Here is a 14,567-nt window from a genome sequence, read left to right as displayed (position 1 = left end):
TTGTAGTTATCATTAGTTTTAAACTAACTCAAACAGCTTTCCCGGCAAAGGTCTTACTACGCCCTTTAGTTCCATATTTAATAAGGCACTTGACACTTTAAATATTGGTAAGTTGCAATTAATGGCAATAACATCCAGTTGTTGTTTGCTGTTTTCCTTAAGGTAACTATAAATCTGTTTTTCGGTGGTATCCAGTTCAACAAATAACTGTTTTTGAATGGCAGGTTTGTTTTCTTCCTCCAATTTCCAATCTAATATATACGGAACATCCAAAGGGTTGGAAAGCATGAACGCCTTTTGATGTTTTATTAAGTTATTACATCCTACACTCTGGCTGTCGGTAATGCGACCGGGAACCGCAAAAACTTCTCTATTATAAGAATTAGCAATGTCCGCAGTTACCAAACTTCCCCCTTTTTCGGCTGATTCAATAACAATGGTAGCCTCACTTAAACCTGCAATGATTCTATTTCGTTTTAAGAAATTATTTCTATCAAAAACATCGGTACTCCAAAAATCGGAGAAAAACCCGCCTTTTTTTTCAACGTCTGCCATATATCTTTTGTGTGCTTTCGGATAAATTTGATTCAGTCCATGCGCTAAGCACCCAATGGTTTGGAGGCTATTTTTTAATGCTGCTTTATGTGCAGTAATATCGGTTCCGTAAGCAAAACCGGAAACAATTACCGGGTTGTAGGGTGTCAGTTGCTCTACTAAACTATTGCAAAAAGCAATACCATTGGTGGTAATTTTTCGGGCTCCTACAATACTGATTATTCTCTGATCCTTTAAATTTATATTCCCCGACTGGAACAACAAAATAGGACCGTCAATGCAATGTTTCAATTTCTCCGGATAGCTTTCACTTTTAAAATAAGAGACTCTAATGGCGTGCTTTTTTATGAAATGAATTTCCGCTTCGGCTGCTTTTAAATGTTTAGGGTTATGAATATCCTCTAAAATGATTTGCCCAATGCCATCAATTTTAATTAAGTTTCGTCTTTTCTCTTTTAAAACCGCTTCTGCGGAACCACAAAAAGAAATGAGTCTTTTAGCAGTAATATCGCCAATATTCGATACATGTTGTAACGCTAAAGTATAAAGCAAATCATTTTCGGTCATTCTATAAAGTCAGTTTTAAACTACAAAAAAAGCATTTTTAATCCATAATTGATAATTTAAACTTCAGAAGATACCTAAAAACATAGTTTAAACCTGAATAATTGAGGCAAGCTCGTTTGTTAATAAATAGTTAAGTCGAAATTTTCATGAGAAACATATTTTTTTAACTTTGTTTTTATGCAACTTGAAACCTATATAAGCGACTTACTATACCGATACGAATGCGTTACTATACCTGAGTTTGGGGCTTTTTTAACCCAGCGCGTATCGGCCTCCATTGACAATGCAACCAACACATTTTATGCCCCAAGTAAAAGCGTGTCTTTTAATGAGCAAATTCAAAAAAATGACGGATTGTTGGCGCATTATATTGCTGATATTGAGAAAATTCCCTTTGAAGTAGCTAATAAAAAAGTGGCTAAGCGGGTTAAAATATTGAAATCTTATTTGACTCAGGGCGAAACCCTGACGTTTAAAAATATTGGAGACATTGTTTTAAACAATGAAGGTAAAATTTTGTTTGAGCCTACCTACCACCTTAACTATTTAACTGACTCGTTTGGGTTGTCTCAGTTTGTATCGCCTTCTGTTAACAGAGAGGTTTACAAGAAAGAAGTTGAAGACATAGAAAAAGTGGTTCCTATTGCTATTACTACCGAAAAGCGCAAGGCCAGACCTTATTTAAGATATGCTGCTGTTGCCTTAATAGCGCTTACTTTAGGTGGTTTTGCAGCTTCCAAGTACCATGTCAACAATATTAAAACCCATAATCAATTAGCCCAGGAAGAAGCCACACAACAATTAGAAAGTCAAATACAACAGGCTACATTTAATCTTAATCCGTTACCGGCTATTACTTTAAATGTTACCAAACAGACCGGTAAATATCATGTGGTTGCCGGAGCATTCAGGGTGGAAGAAAATTGCACCAAAAAAATAAAACAGCTTAAAGCAGAAGGTTTTAAAGCCAGGAAATTGGGTGTTAACAAATACGGTTTGCATGAAGTGGTATACGGTAGCTACGAAGATAGAATAGAAGCACTGCAGGCCCTAAGAACTGTCAAAAAAACGCATAATAAAGATGCCTGGTTAAAAGTCGAATCCGGAACTGGCTCTTTTAAAAAAACAGTAACATCGCTTTCAAAGAAAAATCCGGAAAATCAAATTAAAGCTTCTGAAATAAAAGAAACTACCATTTCGGGAATTGGCGACCTTTTAGCTGCTAACGAATTCAATTTTAATGAAAGTCCTAATATCATTCAAATCATCAATGATGTTAAGACCATTGAAAGTGGTTATTATTCTGTTTTGGCGGCTTATCCAACCATAGAACAAAGAGATGCTTTTTTAACGTATTTAGCCTCTAAAGGCATGAATAAAGCAGGGTATTTTTTTGACACTAATAGTGGTAAATACTATATCTATCATGAAAGGTTCAATGATCTGGAAGTAGCAAAAAGGTCGTTGTCTACAGAAAAGAACCTATCCTATAACCTTAAAATGGCTGTTGTAAAAGTTGAGAATTAATCTTTTTCAACTAATATATTCAATTCATTTTCTTTCTTAAATCCTTAAAAGCATAGTACCTTTGCAGTCATTAAATCATCCGTAATGAAAGCAAAAACACCGGAGCAATCTAAAACGATACTCACCGATATGGTTTTACCTGGTGAAACCAATCCGCTTAATAATTTATTTGGTGGTGAACTTTTGGCAAGAATGGACAGAGCCGCCAGTATTGCTGCCAGACGTCATAGCAGACGGATTGTTGTAACCGCTTCTGTTAACCATGTGGCCTTTACCAGGGCTGTTCCGTTAGGAAGTGTGGTTACCGTTGAAGCTAAAGTCTCAAGAGCTTTTAGAACCTCCATGGAAGTGTTTATTGACGTATGGATAGAAGACCGCGAGTCCGGGGAAAAAACGAAGGCTAACGAAGCTATTTACACCTTTGTGGCTGTTGATGAAACCGGACGCCCCATTGGCATCCCTGAAATTATTCCCGAGACCGATCTTGAAAAAGAACGCTTTGATGCCGCTTTAAGACGAAAACAACTAAGTTTACTGTTGGCAGGAAAAATTAAGCCCGATGAAGCTACCGAATTAAAAGCATTGTTTGAGTAATTCTTTGTCATTCTGAGCATTGCGAAGAATCTCTCCTTGTAAATGAATTTGAGATTTTTCATTCCGTTCTTACCATACAGAATGACAACCGCATTTAAACCTTTTGTTTCTTTTAAAGTCTTAATAGCGTTATAAACCCAAATTTATATTGCTATGAGACCTTTTATTATTTTAATTTCAGCCTTTCTATTATTTAACTTATCATCTTGTGCAACGCATGTGACCAGAAGGCCTGTTGCCAAGGTTACCGTTGTAGAAACACCACCAAGACATTACAAAATTGTAACAGTAAAAGGAAAACGTTATTATTTCTGGAATGGAAAACACTACAAAAAGACCAGAAGAGGTTTTGTTGTGGTTAGAGTGTAATTATAGACAACACAATACCTGAAAATTGATGAGATCCTGAAATGAATTCAGGATGACACGGTGTGTCACATTTTATCGATCCAGTTAGCCGGATTTTCCTTGTTTACCCCTTTTGAAATTACAAACCCTAAAACAGTTTCGCCATTTGACGAATTTGTGAAAACTTCTCCAATGGCTTGTCTGGTAGTTACCTTATCGCCTTTTTTAACATAGATCTTAGATAGGTTCTTGTATATTGTAATGTAGTTACCATGACGAATCATAACCATAGGTGGCAGGTTTCTCATTTTAACAATCCCGCTGACTTCACCATTAAATACGGCAAATGCTTTGGCGCCTTTGTTAGTAGATATGCGAACACCGCTGCTGTTAATGGTTAATGTTCTGTCTATTTGTGATGGCTGACGCCCGTACCTTAAACTAACCCTACCGCGTTCAACCGGCCAGGGTAATCTGCCTTTATTGGCCACAAAATTAGAGGCTAATACCTTTTCAGCCGGTGTTAAAGCAAAAGTTGTTGAGGAAGCAGGTTTACCAACATTTTTATTAGATTCTGCAATAGCTGCTTTAATAATTCTATCTATCTCTCTGTCTATCCGGGCAGCTTCCCGTTGTTTTTGTTTTATTTGGGAAGTGTATTTTGACAAGTTCTTTCTTATAGACGCCATCAAACTTTCATGCTGTTTGCGCTCGGCTTCCAATGACCTTTGAGTCACCCTGTTTTCAGCGATAAGCTTCTTTTTTTCTTCCTGTTGTTTTAATAAGCCTTTATTGAGTTCTTGCAATTCAAGGGTTTTAGCTTTGATAGTTTCTCCTTGCTGGCGTTGATGGTTTGAATATTGCTTTATATACTGCAACCTCTTATAGGCCTGTTTAAAATCTGTAGAGGAGAGCAAAAACATAATCCTGCTATGCTGATTTTTACTTTTATAGGACTTCACAACCATAGCGGCGTAATCCTCTTTAAGCTGTTTTAATTCGTTTCTTAAATCGGTTATTTTCTTTTGATTCGAATTGATTTCCCTGTTTAGATAATTGGCTTGTTGATTGGTAACCTTAATCAGATTATCCAACACACTAATTTTGTAATTATACTCTTCAATTAAGGTTAATTCCGATCGTTCTTTCGATCTATCCTGAGCTCTTAACTGGCTTATTTTCTGTATTTCACGCCTAAGTTCCTGCCTCCTGGTTTCTAATTCTTTCTGCTTATTGCTTTGTGAAAATGCCAAAGAACCACTAAACAAAAGGGTAATTAGAAGTATTATTTTATATGAAGTAATCTTTAAAGTCATTAAAGCTTTATCTCTTTAAAACCTGATGGAATTTTAAACGGAAATCTCAACTCTTCATTTAGCGTTACGTTTTTAAACTCTAAGCCAATAATGAGTTCTTCATTGGCCTCCACAGCTATTACTTTTACTTTTTCCGGGAGAATTTGTTCGTCAACTTCCTGGTGTGATAAATAATCTATTTGCAAATGCCTTAATTCTTTTGGCTGTGATATTTGTTGCGATTTAACTTTAAAAAGTGAAGGATCTAACAAAAAGAAAATTTCAAAAAGGTCTCGTTGTTTTTTAGGTTGAAGGATATAGGAACCATCATCAACAGAAACTTTATAATGATCCTCTTTTAAATCGAAAATGGCGTCTCCCAACAACAAATTCTGAACCTTTTGAAAGTCTAACTCAGTACCTAACAAATCGCTTAAATAATCATAATCACCTTCAAAATAAGTGTTATCCAACTTATTATAAAAACTCACTTTATCCGGTGTCACTAAAGCTTTAACCACTGAAAAAGTAGCGCTCATCCATAAAGTTTCATCCTTTTTTGCCCTGAAACTTACAGAATGACTTTGTGAGTTTTTACCATCGTCATAGGTTATTTTAAGTGTGGATTTTAGTGTCTTATAATTAGGGCTTTTTTTTGAGTTTTCCTTGATCAATTGCCTTGAAGATAAATTATAATTAGCCTCACCACCGGTAACTGTTTTTGCTGATCTACAACTAAACAGTACGAGGATAAGTGACACTATTAAGATCTGGGTACGAACTTGCATTAATTTGTATTTTGTAATTGTTTTGCCTTATCACTAAACGTTTTAGCCTTAGTTGTATTGCCTAAAAGCGAATAGGCCTTACTTAATTGGCTGTAAAAATCCGATTCCATTTTTGTGTCGTCAATGATATAATCCAAACCAATTTCTAAAACATCAACCGCTTTTTGTGGTTGATTTAATTCGTTAAACGAAACACCATTTATTAAATACAGCAATGGTTGCGATGGGTAATTTTCCAATGCTTTAGAACTTTTTTCATTAGCCAGATCAAACTGTTTTAAATCCAAATACAGAAGCATGACATTTTTTAAAACGCCAAAATTATCAGGTTCCATTTTTAAGGCTGCTTCAAAATTTTCCAAAGCTTTAGCTTTATTATTTTTAGCCAGATAATATTGCCCTAATTCAATAAGTGTTTTACTGTTATTGGTACCTTCAACCAAAGCCGTTGCTTCCACCAGATCTGTTTCGTACTGCGGATTTTCACCAACAAACTTTACAAAATCCGTAAGCACTTTAAGTTTAGCCTCCGGTTTTATTTGACTGCTCTTTACTACAATTTTCATAGACTCGATAGCCTTTTCTGTAGCATTGTCATCCAAATAAAACTTATAGAGTGCTAAATGAACTTTATGTGAGGTGGGGTTGATCTTTAAAAGTTCCTTAGCCGTTTCGAAAGCTTTCTTTTTTTGATTATTCTCACTGTATCTATAAATAAGTGCTAAGTAATTTGATTCTTTTTCGGGGTTATCATCAACACGCTTTTCAAGGTTTTTAATCTGATCCTTTTTCTTTCCGGTAAGCTCATAAATTCTATTGCGCATTAAATCTCTTGACATTGAAATACCATGTTCTGCATCTAACGCATCCAAAATCTTTAAGGCATCATTATACTTTTTCATTCTCACATAAAGCGATGCCAGATCTTCTTTGTAATCCGGATGGTATTCAACTAATTGTTTAACCGTTTTTATGGCTTTGTCATAATCCTTTTGCGAAACATAAAACCCGTACAATTCGTCTAAAAACCACTCATTATCCGGGTCTTTATTGATAGCTTTCTTAAAAGCGTCTTCCGCGGCTCCAAAATTTTTAAGCTTGTCATAGCTTTTACCTAATTCAAAATATAAAACGGGAACCGATTCATCTAATGCTATACACTTTAAAAAGGCTTCTACGGCTCTTTCGTAGTTCTCAATGCCTTTTTGCTTTAAAGCTTCATAAAAATGCTCCTGGAATTTATCCTCAACAATCCCCAGATCATCTTCCGGGGTTTTGTTAAAATCCACCTGGGCATAAGTAGCCTTAGGAATAAATACTATTCCGAAAAGAACAATTATAAAGCAGATATAGTTACGAACCAGGTTATAAATCATGCTGTTTTTGCATTAACAAATCTTCTACAACTTCAAACTTATGTATGACTTTAGTGTCTTCGCATGAAGATCTCATTAAGTCTCTATATTTATTTGCTTCAAGCGGTAATTCGCTGCCCGAATTATCAAAACTTAATTTATCAGGCCACTGTGCATAAGCTATATAATGTAGTGACTCTTTCTTATGTAGTCTTGAGCCTAAACTCCCTTCGTATTTATAAATTAATTTAGTTAACGCTCTCCAGGACTCTAAAAAAGTTCCCTCTTGCTCAGGTTTTACTTTAAAAGAGTACATTACAATATACATATATGTATCACATTTTATTCTAAAACAGAGTAATCGCCAATACTGATACTTGTAAAATTACCATCGTATTTAACATTATTACCAATCATAGCATTCTCTAAATTAGCATTTTTAATTGATGTATTGGTTTGAATTAAGCTGTTTTTAACAGTTGAATCTTCAATAATAGTGCCATTACCAATAGATACATGCGGGCCAATAGTTGTATTTCTGAGCGTGACGTTTTCGCCCACAAAACACGGTTCAATAATTTTAGAGTTATCCAACGTTACCGATGATGCTACTAGCTGTTCATCTCCGTCTGCTTTTAAAAAGTCGAGCATCTTGCCATTGGTTTCCACCGTAATGGCTTTATTACCGCAATCCATCCATTCATCCACAGTACCGGTTTTAAACACTTTGCCTTCAGCCATCATACGTTTAATACCATCATTAATTTGGTATTCACCACCATTCATAACGTTTTCATCAAGGACTTCCTGTAATTTGTCTTTTAAAACAGTAACATCTTTAAAATAGTAAATACCAATTACTGCCTGATCACTGACAAAAGTTTGTGGTTTTTCAACCAACTCCACTATGTCATTATTTCCATTTAGTTTTACAACGCCGTAAGCTTCAGGGTTGTTAACTTGCTTGGTCCATATAACACTATCCGCTATAGGGTCCAGATCAAATTCAGCCCGTATTAACGTATCTGCATATGCAATTACTGCCGGCCCTGACAATGATGGTTTTGCACACATGATAGCATGCCCCGTTCCAAGTGGTTTATCCTGACGATAAATAGAGGCTTTGGCACCTAAACTTTCGGCCAGTGCTTCTAAACTTTTAACCACATCATCTCCAAACCATGCCGGATCTCCTAATACAAAGGCTACCTCATCAACAGGTTGTTTCAAAACTTTGGCAATATCTTTTACCAAACGATGTACAATAGGTTGTCCTGCTACCGGAATTAAAGGTTTTGGTACAGTTAAACTGTGCGGTCTTAAACGGGAACCACGTCCCGCCATAGGTACTATTATTTTCATATACAGCCCGCGAAAGCGGGTATCTTTTAAAGTTAAACTTTACTTTCTTAATTTACTATAATTTAAATTCCAATTTTCTGATAAATCAACCCAACCAGGGTTCATATCTTCAATCAATTGAATCTTCCAATCTTTTTTCCACTTTTTAAATTGCCTTTCTCTTATTTCTGCGTCATTCCCGTTTTCAAATTCTTCAAAATAAACAAGCTTGTCACAATTATATTTTGCAGTAAAAGATTTCGGATATACTTTTAACTTGTGCTCTTTTACTCTTTCTTCAATATTATCAGTTACCCCAATGTATAAAACGCCGTTGGGTTTATTTGTCATAATGTAGACATACCAATGTTTCATACTTTCTACAAAGAGATTCCTGTTTTCACAGGAATTTTATTTCGTACCGGTACTTCCAAAACCGCCAGCACCTCTGGAGGTTTCAGACAACACTTCCACATCATCCCATTCAGCTCGTTCGTGTTTTGCAATGACTAATTGGGCTATACGTTCGCCATTTTCAATTGTAAAATCCTCATTAGAAAGGTTTACTAAAATCACACCTATTTCGCCTCTATAATCGGCATCTACTGTTCCGGGAGCATTTAACACTGTAATCCCTTTTTTGGCTGCCAAACCACTCCTGGGGCGCACCTGAGCTTCGCATCCAATAGGCAGCTCAATGAACAAACCTGTTTTTACTACGGTCCTTTCTAACGGTTTTAATGTTACGGGTTCCTCAATGTTTGCCCTGAGATCCATTCCCGCTGAAGCTATGGTTTCATAGTGTGGCAAATTATGACTTGATCTATTAATGATTTTTATCTGCATGTTATCTTTTTAATAATTGTTTGATCTGATGCTTTTCGGAAAACGAAATAACGCCCAAAAATACAATTAACATGGAAATTCCAATAATATAATTCCCTCTAAATTGGTAGAACGAAAGTCCTGAGAACGCTATTGATAATAGTAGGTATAATCCAATCTTTTTTAAGTTATAGGGAATAGGGTAGTGCTTCCTTCCGAAATAGTAAGATAATAACATCATGGAAGCGTATGCAACTAATGTAGCAATAGCCGAAGCTTTATAGCTATACATCTTTATAAACGCAAAGTTAATAATGAGCGTAACTACCGCACCAATTATTGAAATATAAGCTCCAAACCTGGTTCTATCGGTTATTTTATACCAAACTGACAGGTTGTGATAAATCCCCAAACAGAAATTAGCTAAAAGAATTATTGGAACCACCCACATAGCTTCCCAATAGGCTTCACTCCTAACAATGATCGGTTTTAAAATATCTGCAAATACTACTACACTTAACAAAATAACAGCCCCCAAGGCTACAAAAAACTCTAATATCCGGGCGTAATTCTTTTGTGGGTTCTCACTATTGGCATGACTAAAAAAGAAAGGCTCTATCCCCAGCCTGTAAGCCGTTGCAAATAAGGTCATAAACAAGGCTAATTTATAACAAGCGGAATACATACCGATATGGGTCTTAGCAATGTCTTGGGGTAAAAGATAATCTAACAAAATCCTATCGAAAGTTTCATTAATTGAAAATGCTATACCCGCAATGAGCACCGGTAAAGCATATTGCATCATGCGTTTCCATAAATCGCGGTTAAACCTGTAATTGACTTTAAAATAGAATGGCAGCATTAATGCCAACGTAACAGCACTGGCCACTAAATTTGAAATAAAAATATAGTTGATCTCAAAGTCCGGTTTGTAAATACTTTCGAAAACAGATGACTTTGCGGCTAAGCCCTTTAAAGCCAGAAGGAAGAACAGATTCAGTCCCAGGTTAATAGCAACATTTAAAATTTTGATAACCGCATATTGAATGGGTCTTTGTGTAGCTCTTAACCAGGCAAAAGGAATGATAACCAGGGCATCTAACAATAAAATCCAGATGACCAGATTAATATATTTTACATGAATATTGATTAGTGAGGCTATATGCTCCTGACATAGTAAAGCGATGATAAAAAACGCAACAGATGACAGTACCAAAGAAATAGTCGATGTGCCTATAACACGATTTTTATCATCTTCTTTATTAAAGAACCTGAAAAAGGCCGTTTCCATGCCATAGGCAAGAATCACGTTGAACAGAACAAAATAAGAAAAGATAACAGAGACTTCACCATATTCGGCAACGGAAGAAAGCACGCCTTCTGAAGTATATAAAGGCACTAATAAAAAGCTTAACATTCTTGGAAGCACTGTAGCTAAACCATAAATAAATGTTTGCTTGAATAATGTTTTGAGTGCACTCAATGACCAACTGTTAATAAGGCTAAAAATACGTTTTTAGCTAACGTAAAACAAACGGTTTAAAGTATAGATTGATTGCATAAAAAAACCTTACCAAAATGGTAAGGCTTATATATTTGAGATGCTGAAAAAAGTTCAGCATGGCAATTAGTTATTCAATGCTTCCGCACCACCAACAATCTCAAGGATCTCATTGGTAATAGCTGCCTGACGTGCTTTGTTGTAAGTTAATTTCAATTGATCCCTTAGCTCGGTTGCGTTATCAGTTGCTTTGTGCATGGCAGTCATACGCGCCCCATGTTCACTGGCAAAAGAATCTCTTACACCTTTATATAACTGCGTTTTTAAAGACTTAGGAATTAATTGCTCAACGATCTCTGCTTTTGAAGGTTCAAAAATATAGTCGGCATTCGTATTGGCTTCACCTTCAACAGGGACAATTGGTAAAAATTGCTCCGTAGTGACTATTTGCGTAGCCGCATTTTTAAACCTGTTGTAAACCAATTCAATTTTATCAAACTCACCTTCAACAAATTTATCCATTAGGTACTGTGCTATTTCAGCAACATTATCAAAGGTTAAATCATCAAAAACCTCACTGTGATTAGCAATTACTTTTTCAGATTTTTTGAATGCATCATTTGCTTTTTTTCCAATGGCAAGGTAGGATACTTCCTGATCAGCATATGTTTCATTTGTTAACCTGGTAACTTCCTTAACAATGTTAGAGTTAAACGCACCACATAATCCTCTGTTAGACGTTATAGCAACAATAAGTACTTTATTGACTTCGCGTTGTGCTGCATATTTACTTCCGGAATCAGCATCTAAAGTGGCACTTAAACCTTGTAAAAGCTCTGTTAATTTATCCGCATAAGGACGCATGGCAGTGATAGCATCCTGTGCCTTCTTTAATTTTGCAGCCGATACCATTTTCATGGCACTGGTAATCTGCATGGTAGAAGATACCGATGATATTCTGTTACGTATTTCTTTAAGATTCGCCATAATCTCTTTTTGTCATTCTGAATTTATTTCAGAATCTATTTTGAACTAAATTATGAGATCCTGAAACAAGTTCAGGATGACACTGCTTTGACTAAGCTTTATACTTTCCTGCCAAATCTTTACAAACGCTTGTTAAAGTGTCCGTAACCTCGTCAGTTAATTTACCTGCTTTTAATGTGTCTAAAACACCTCTGTGTTTCGCATTTAAAAACTCGATAAAATCTCTTTCGAATTCTTTTACTTTATCAACAGGAACATCTCTTAACAAGTTTTTAGAACCGGCATAGATGATTGCGACTTGATCTTCTACGGTATATGGATCGTTTTGAGCTTGTTTTAAGATCTCAACGTTACGTTTACCTTTTTCAATTACGTTCAATGTAGCCGCGTCAAGGTCTGATCCAAACTTAGCGAATGCTTCTAACTCACGGAACTGTGCCTGGTCTAATTTTAATGTACCGGCTACTTTCTTCATGGATTTGATCTGAGCCGAACCACCTACACGAGATACTGAGATACCTACGTTAATTGCAGGACGTACACCTGAGTTAAATAAATCTGACTCCAAGAATATCTGTCCGTCTGTAATCGAAATTACGTTTGTTGGAATATAGGCTGATACGTCACCCGCCTGTGTTTCAATAATTGGTAAAGCTGTTAATGAACCGCCTCCTTTTACCATTGGTTTTAAAGGTTCAGGAAGGTCGTTCATGTTTTGTGCAATACTGTCGTCATCAATCACTTTTGCAGCACGCTCTAATAATCTTGAGTGTAAGTAGAAAACGTCTCCAGGATACGCCTCACGTCCCGGTGGACGACGTAATAATAAGGATACCTCACGGTAAGCTACCGCTTGTTTTGATAAATCATCATAGATAATTAAAGCCGGACGACCCGTATCTCTAAAGTATTCACCGATAGCAGCTCCTGCGAATGGTGCATATACCTGCATTGGTGCAGGGTCAGATGCGTTTGCAGCTACAATTACAGTATAAGCTAAGGCTCCTTTATCTTCTAAGGTTTTAGCAATGTTTGCTACTGTTGAAGCTTTTTGCCCAACAGCCACATAGATGCAGAATACAGGCTCACCTGCATCGTAAAACTCTTTTTGATTTAAGATGGTATCAATACAAACCGTTGTTTTACCTGTCTGACGGTCACCAATTACCAACTCACGTTGTCCACGCCCGATCGGGATCATGGCATCAACAGATTTAATACCTGTTTGTAATGGCTCATTTACCGGTTGACGGAAAATAACCCCAGGCGCTTTACGCTCTAAAGGCATTTCGTAAAGGTCGCCTCCAATAGGCCCTTTACCATCAATTGGGTTACCAAGTGTATCAACAACACGTCCAACCATTTCTTCTCCTACCTTAATAGAAGCAATACGCTCGGTACGCTTTACTGTAGCTCCTTCTTTAATTTCCTTTGAAGGACCTAATAATACCACACCAACATTATCTTCTTCAAGGTTTAGTACAATACCTTCAAGGCCGTTTTCAAATTCAACTAATTCTCCATATTGCGCATTAGATAATCCATAAACACGTGCAATACCATCACCAACAGTTAACACCGTTCCTACTTCATCTAATGAAGCAGTAGCTTCAAATCCTGCTAGTTGTTGTTTTAGAATCGCTGATACTTCAGCTGGTTTTACTTCTGCCATCTTTATTTAGATATTAGATGTTAGATATTAGATGTTAGCCACCTACTCTAACTGTTTTTAATTTAATGAAAATTCTCTTTTTAACTTATTTAATTTATTGGCAACACTTGCATTGTATTGCTTATCACCAATACGTAGAATAAAGCCTCCTAAAATACTTTCGTCTACAATGTTTTCTAGTTCTACAGATTTACTGGTAAGTTCTTTAACTTTTGCCAAAACCTTGATCTCTAAATCTTCTGTCATTGGAATAGCTGTAGTAACTTGTGCTACTTCCTTGCCACTAAGTTCATCAAACAATACCGTATATTTTGTCGCTACAGCACCTAGAATATCTATTCTTTTATTTGCGATTAATACGTCAAACAAATCTGAACTAATCTTGTTAAGCCCAGGAAATATTTTATCCAGTACTGCTTTTTTAACTTCAGTTTTTACCACTGAACTTTTAAGTACTTGATCTAGTTCTTCACTTTCAGCAATAGTGTTGGCGATAGCGATCATATCTTTATTTACAGTTTCTGCTGTATTTTGATCACTTGCTAAACTAAGTGCTGCCTTTGCGTAACGTATTGCTGCTCTTGTTCCTGCCATTATTAGCTTAATTTAAGGTTGCCTCACCTAACATAGACTCTACAAGTTTAACTTGCTTTTCTTTGTTAGACAGTTCGTCACGTACTACTTTTTCAGCAATCTCTATAGATAAGTTTGCTACTTGAGATTTAAGCTCAGCAATAGCCGCTTTCTTTTCGGTTTCAATAGAGGCTTGAGCCGCTGCTATTAATTTTCCAGCTTCTTCTTTTGCTTCTTCTTTCGCATCGTCAATCATTTTATTTTTGATCTCACGAGCTTCTTTTAGCATTGCTTCTCTTTCAGCCCTGGCTTCTTTTAATAGCTTTTCGTTATCAGCTTGAAGGTTTTCCATCTCTTTTTTAGCATTCTCTGCTGATTCAAGAGCTGTTCTAATACCATCTTCTCTTTCGTTTACTGCATTTAATATTGGTTTCCACGCAAATTTTCTAAGTAAGAATAAAAGCGCAAGGAATAATACTGTTTGCCAAAAAAACAATCCGATTGAAAATTCTCCTAATAACTTCTCCATAATATATATAGTATTATATCTTAATTAATTTTTAGAAAAGTACAGCTGCAACCAACCGTTACAACTGTACCTTTTTTTGGTCTCTTAAGATTATGCAGCAAATAATGCAG

16 protein-coding genes are annotated in these 14,567 nt (G+C 36.1%); 3 read left to right on the top strand and 13 right to left on the bottom strand.

The features are described 5' to 3' along the window. Nucleotides 1-18: 18 nt before the first annotated feature. Nucleotides 19-1,122 carry a DNA-processing protein DprA gene (gene dprA, locus Q0983_RS01955; RefSeq protein ID WP_299547949.1) on the bottom strand — a complete coding sequence of 368 codons (1,104 nt, stop codon included), beginning with the start codon at nucleotides 1,120-1,122 and terminating at the stop codon, nucleotides 19-21. Nucleotides 1,123-1,299: 177 nt separating this feature from the next. On the opposite strand from dprA, the gene Q0983_RS01950 reads away from it, so the two are divergent. The 3 genes from Q0983_RS01950 to Q0983_RS01940 all read left to right on the top strand — a co-directional run bounded on the left by Q0983_RS01950 (nucleotide 1,300) and on the right by Q0983_RS01940 (nucleotide 3,612). Continuing rightward, the gene (locus Q0983_RS01950) at nucleotides 1,300-2,649 is read left to right on the top strand and encodes an SPOR domain-containing protein (protein WP_366140980.1); all 1,350 of its coding nucleotides are present in this window, start codon (nucleotides 1,300-1,302) and stop codon (nucleotides 2,647-2,649) included. Between the two features lie 84 nt (nucleotides 2,650-2,733). Then, on the top strand, nucleotides 2,734-3,243 hold the full coding sequence (locus tag Q0983_RS01945) for an acyl-CoA thioesterase (RefSeq protein WP_299547946.1): 510 nt from the start codon (nucleotides 2,734-2,736) through the stop codon (nucleotides 3,241-3,243). Between the two features lie 153 nt (nucleotides 3,244-3,396). Continuing rightward, on the top strand, nucleotides 3,397-3,612 hold the full coding sequence (locus Q0983_RS01940) for a DUF6515 family protein (RefSeq protein WP_299547944.1): 216 nt from the start codon (nucleotides 3,397-3,399) through the stop codon (nucleotides 3,610-3,612). Between the two features lie 65 nt (nucleotides 3,613-3,677). Here the strand turns inward: Q0983_RS01940 and Q0983_RS01935 are convergent, their stop codons facing one another. The 12 genes from Q0983_RS01935 to Q0983_RS01880 form a co-directional block, all read right to left on the bottom strand. Beyond that, nucleotides 3,678-4,907, bottom strand: coding sequence for a peptidoglycan DD-metalloendopeptidase family protein (locus Q0983_RS01935; protein WP_299547942.1), 1,230 nt, complete (start codon nucleotides 4,905-4,907; stop codon nucleotides 3,678-3,680). Continuing rightward, on the bottom strand, nucleotides 4,907-5,674 hold the full coding sequence (locus Q0983_RS01930) for a DUF4292 domain-containing protein (RefSeq protein ID WP_299547939.1): 768 nt from the start codon (nucleotides 5,672-5,674) through the stop codon (nucleotides 4,907-4,909). Before Q0983_RS01930 ends, Q0983_RS01935 begins: the two co-directional genes overlap by 1 nt. Further along, a complete protein-coding gene (locus tag Q0983_RS01925; RefSeq protein WP_299547936.1) occupies nucleotides 5,674-7,050 on the bottom strand; it encodes a tetratricopeptide repeat protein in 1,377 nt (458 codons plus the stop codon). Before Q0983_RS01925 ends, Q0983_RS01930 begins: the two co-directional genes overlap by 1 nt. Further along, nucleotides 7,040-7,357 carry an antibiotic biosynthesis monooxygenase gene (locus Q0983_RS01920; RefSeq protein WP_299547933.1) on the bottom strand — a complete coding sequence of 106 codons (318 nt, stop codon included), beginning with the start codon at nucleotides 7,355-7,357 and terminating at the stop codon, nucleotides 7,040-7,042. Before Q0983_RS01920 ends, Q0983_RS01925 begins: the two co-directional genes overlap by 11 nt. Before the next feature lie 14 nt (nucleotides 7,358-7,371). Then, nucleotides 7,372-8,391, bottom strand: a complete 1,020-nt coding sequence (locus Q0983_RS01915) for a sugar phosphate nucleotidyltransferase (RefSeq protein ID WP_299547931.1) — start codon at nucleotides 8,389-8,391, stop codon at nucleotides 7,372-7,374. Between the two features lie 39 nt (nucleotides 8,392-8,430). Next, entirely contained in the window at nucleotides 8,431-8,745 is a 315-nt protein-coding gene (locus Q0983_RS01910) for a GIY-YIG nuclease family protein (RefSeq protein WP_299547928.1), read from the bottom strand. 36 nt (nucleotides 8,746-8,781) lie between these two features. Next, nucleotides 8,782-9,216, bottom strand: a complete 435-nt coding sequence (gene dut, locus Q0983_RS01905; protein ID WP_299547926.1) for a dUTP diphosphatase — start codon at nucleotides 9,214-9,216, stop codon at nucleotides 8,782-8,784. A gap of 1 nt (nucleotide 9,217) precedes the next feature. After that, nucleotides 9,218-10,678, bottom strand: a complete 1,461-nt coding sequence (locus Q0983_RS01900) for an oligosaccharide flippase family protein (RefSeq protein WP_299547923.1) — start codon at nucleotides 10,676-10,678, stop codon at nucleotides 9,218-9,220. Between the two features lie 144 nt (nucleotides 10,679-10,822). After that, nucleotides 10,823-11,683: an ATP synthase F1 subunit gamma gene (gene atpG, locus Q0983_RS01895; RefSeq protein ID WP_299547920.1), complete on the bottom strand. Its 861-nt coding sequence runs from the start codon at nucleotides 11,681-11,683 to the stop codon at nucleotides 10,823-10,825. 91 nt (nucleotides 11,684-11,774) lie between these two features. Continuing rightward, a complete protein-coding gene (gene atpA, locus Q0983_RS01890) occupies nucleotides 11,775-13,355 on the bottom strand; it encodes a F0F1 ATP synthase subunit alpha (protein ID WP_299547917.1) in 1,581 nt (526 codons plus the stop codon). Nucleotides 13,356-13,412: 57 nt separating this feature from the next. Further along, nucleotides 13,413-13,949: an ATP synthase F1 subunit delta gene (gene atpH, locus Q0983_RS01885; RefSeq protein WP_299547914.1), complete on the bottom strand. Its 537-nt coding sequence runs from the start codon at nucleotides 13,947-13,949 to the stop codon at nucleotides 13,413-13,415. A 7-nt stretch (nucleotides 13,950-13,956) separates the two neighbouring features. After that, nucleotides 13,957-14,457 (bottom strand): F0F1 ATP synthase subunit B, encoded by a 501-nt coding sequence (locus Q0983_RS01880; protein WP_299547911.1) that lies wholly within the window; start codon nucleotides 14,455-14,457, stop codon nucleotides 13,957-13,959. Nucleotides 14,458-14,567: the final 110 nt, after the last annotated feature.

Source organism: Seonamhaeicola sp. (genome assembly GCF_028281565.1).
Lineage (GTDB): Bacteria > Bacteroidota > Bacteroidia > Flavobacteriales > Flavobacteriaceae > Seonamhaeicola.
The sequence above is the reverse complement of the archived record's forward strand: the minus strand, read 5'-3'. Positions and strand labels throughout refer to the sequence as shown.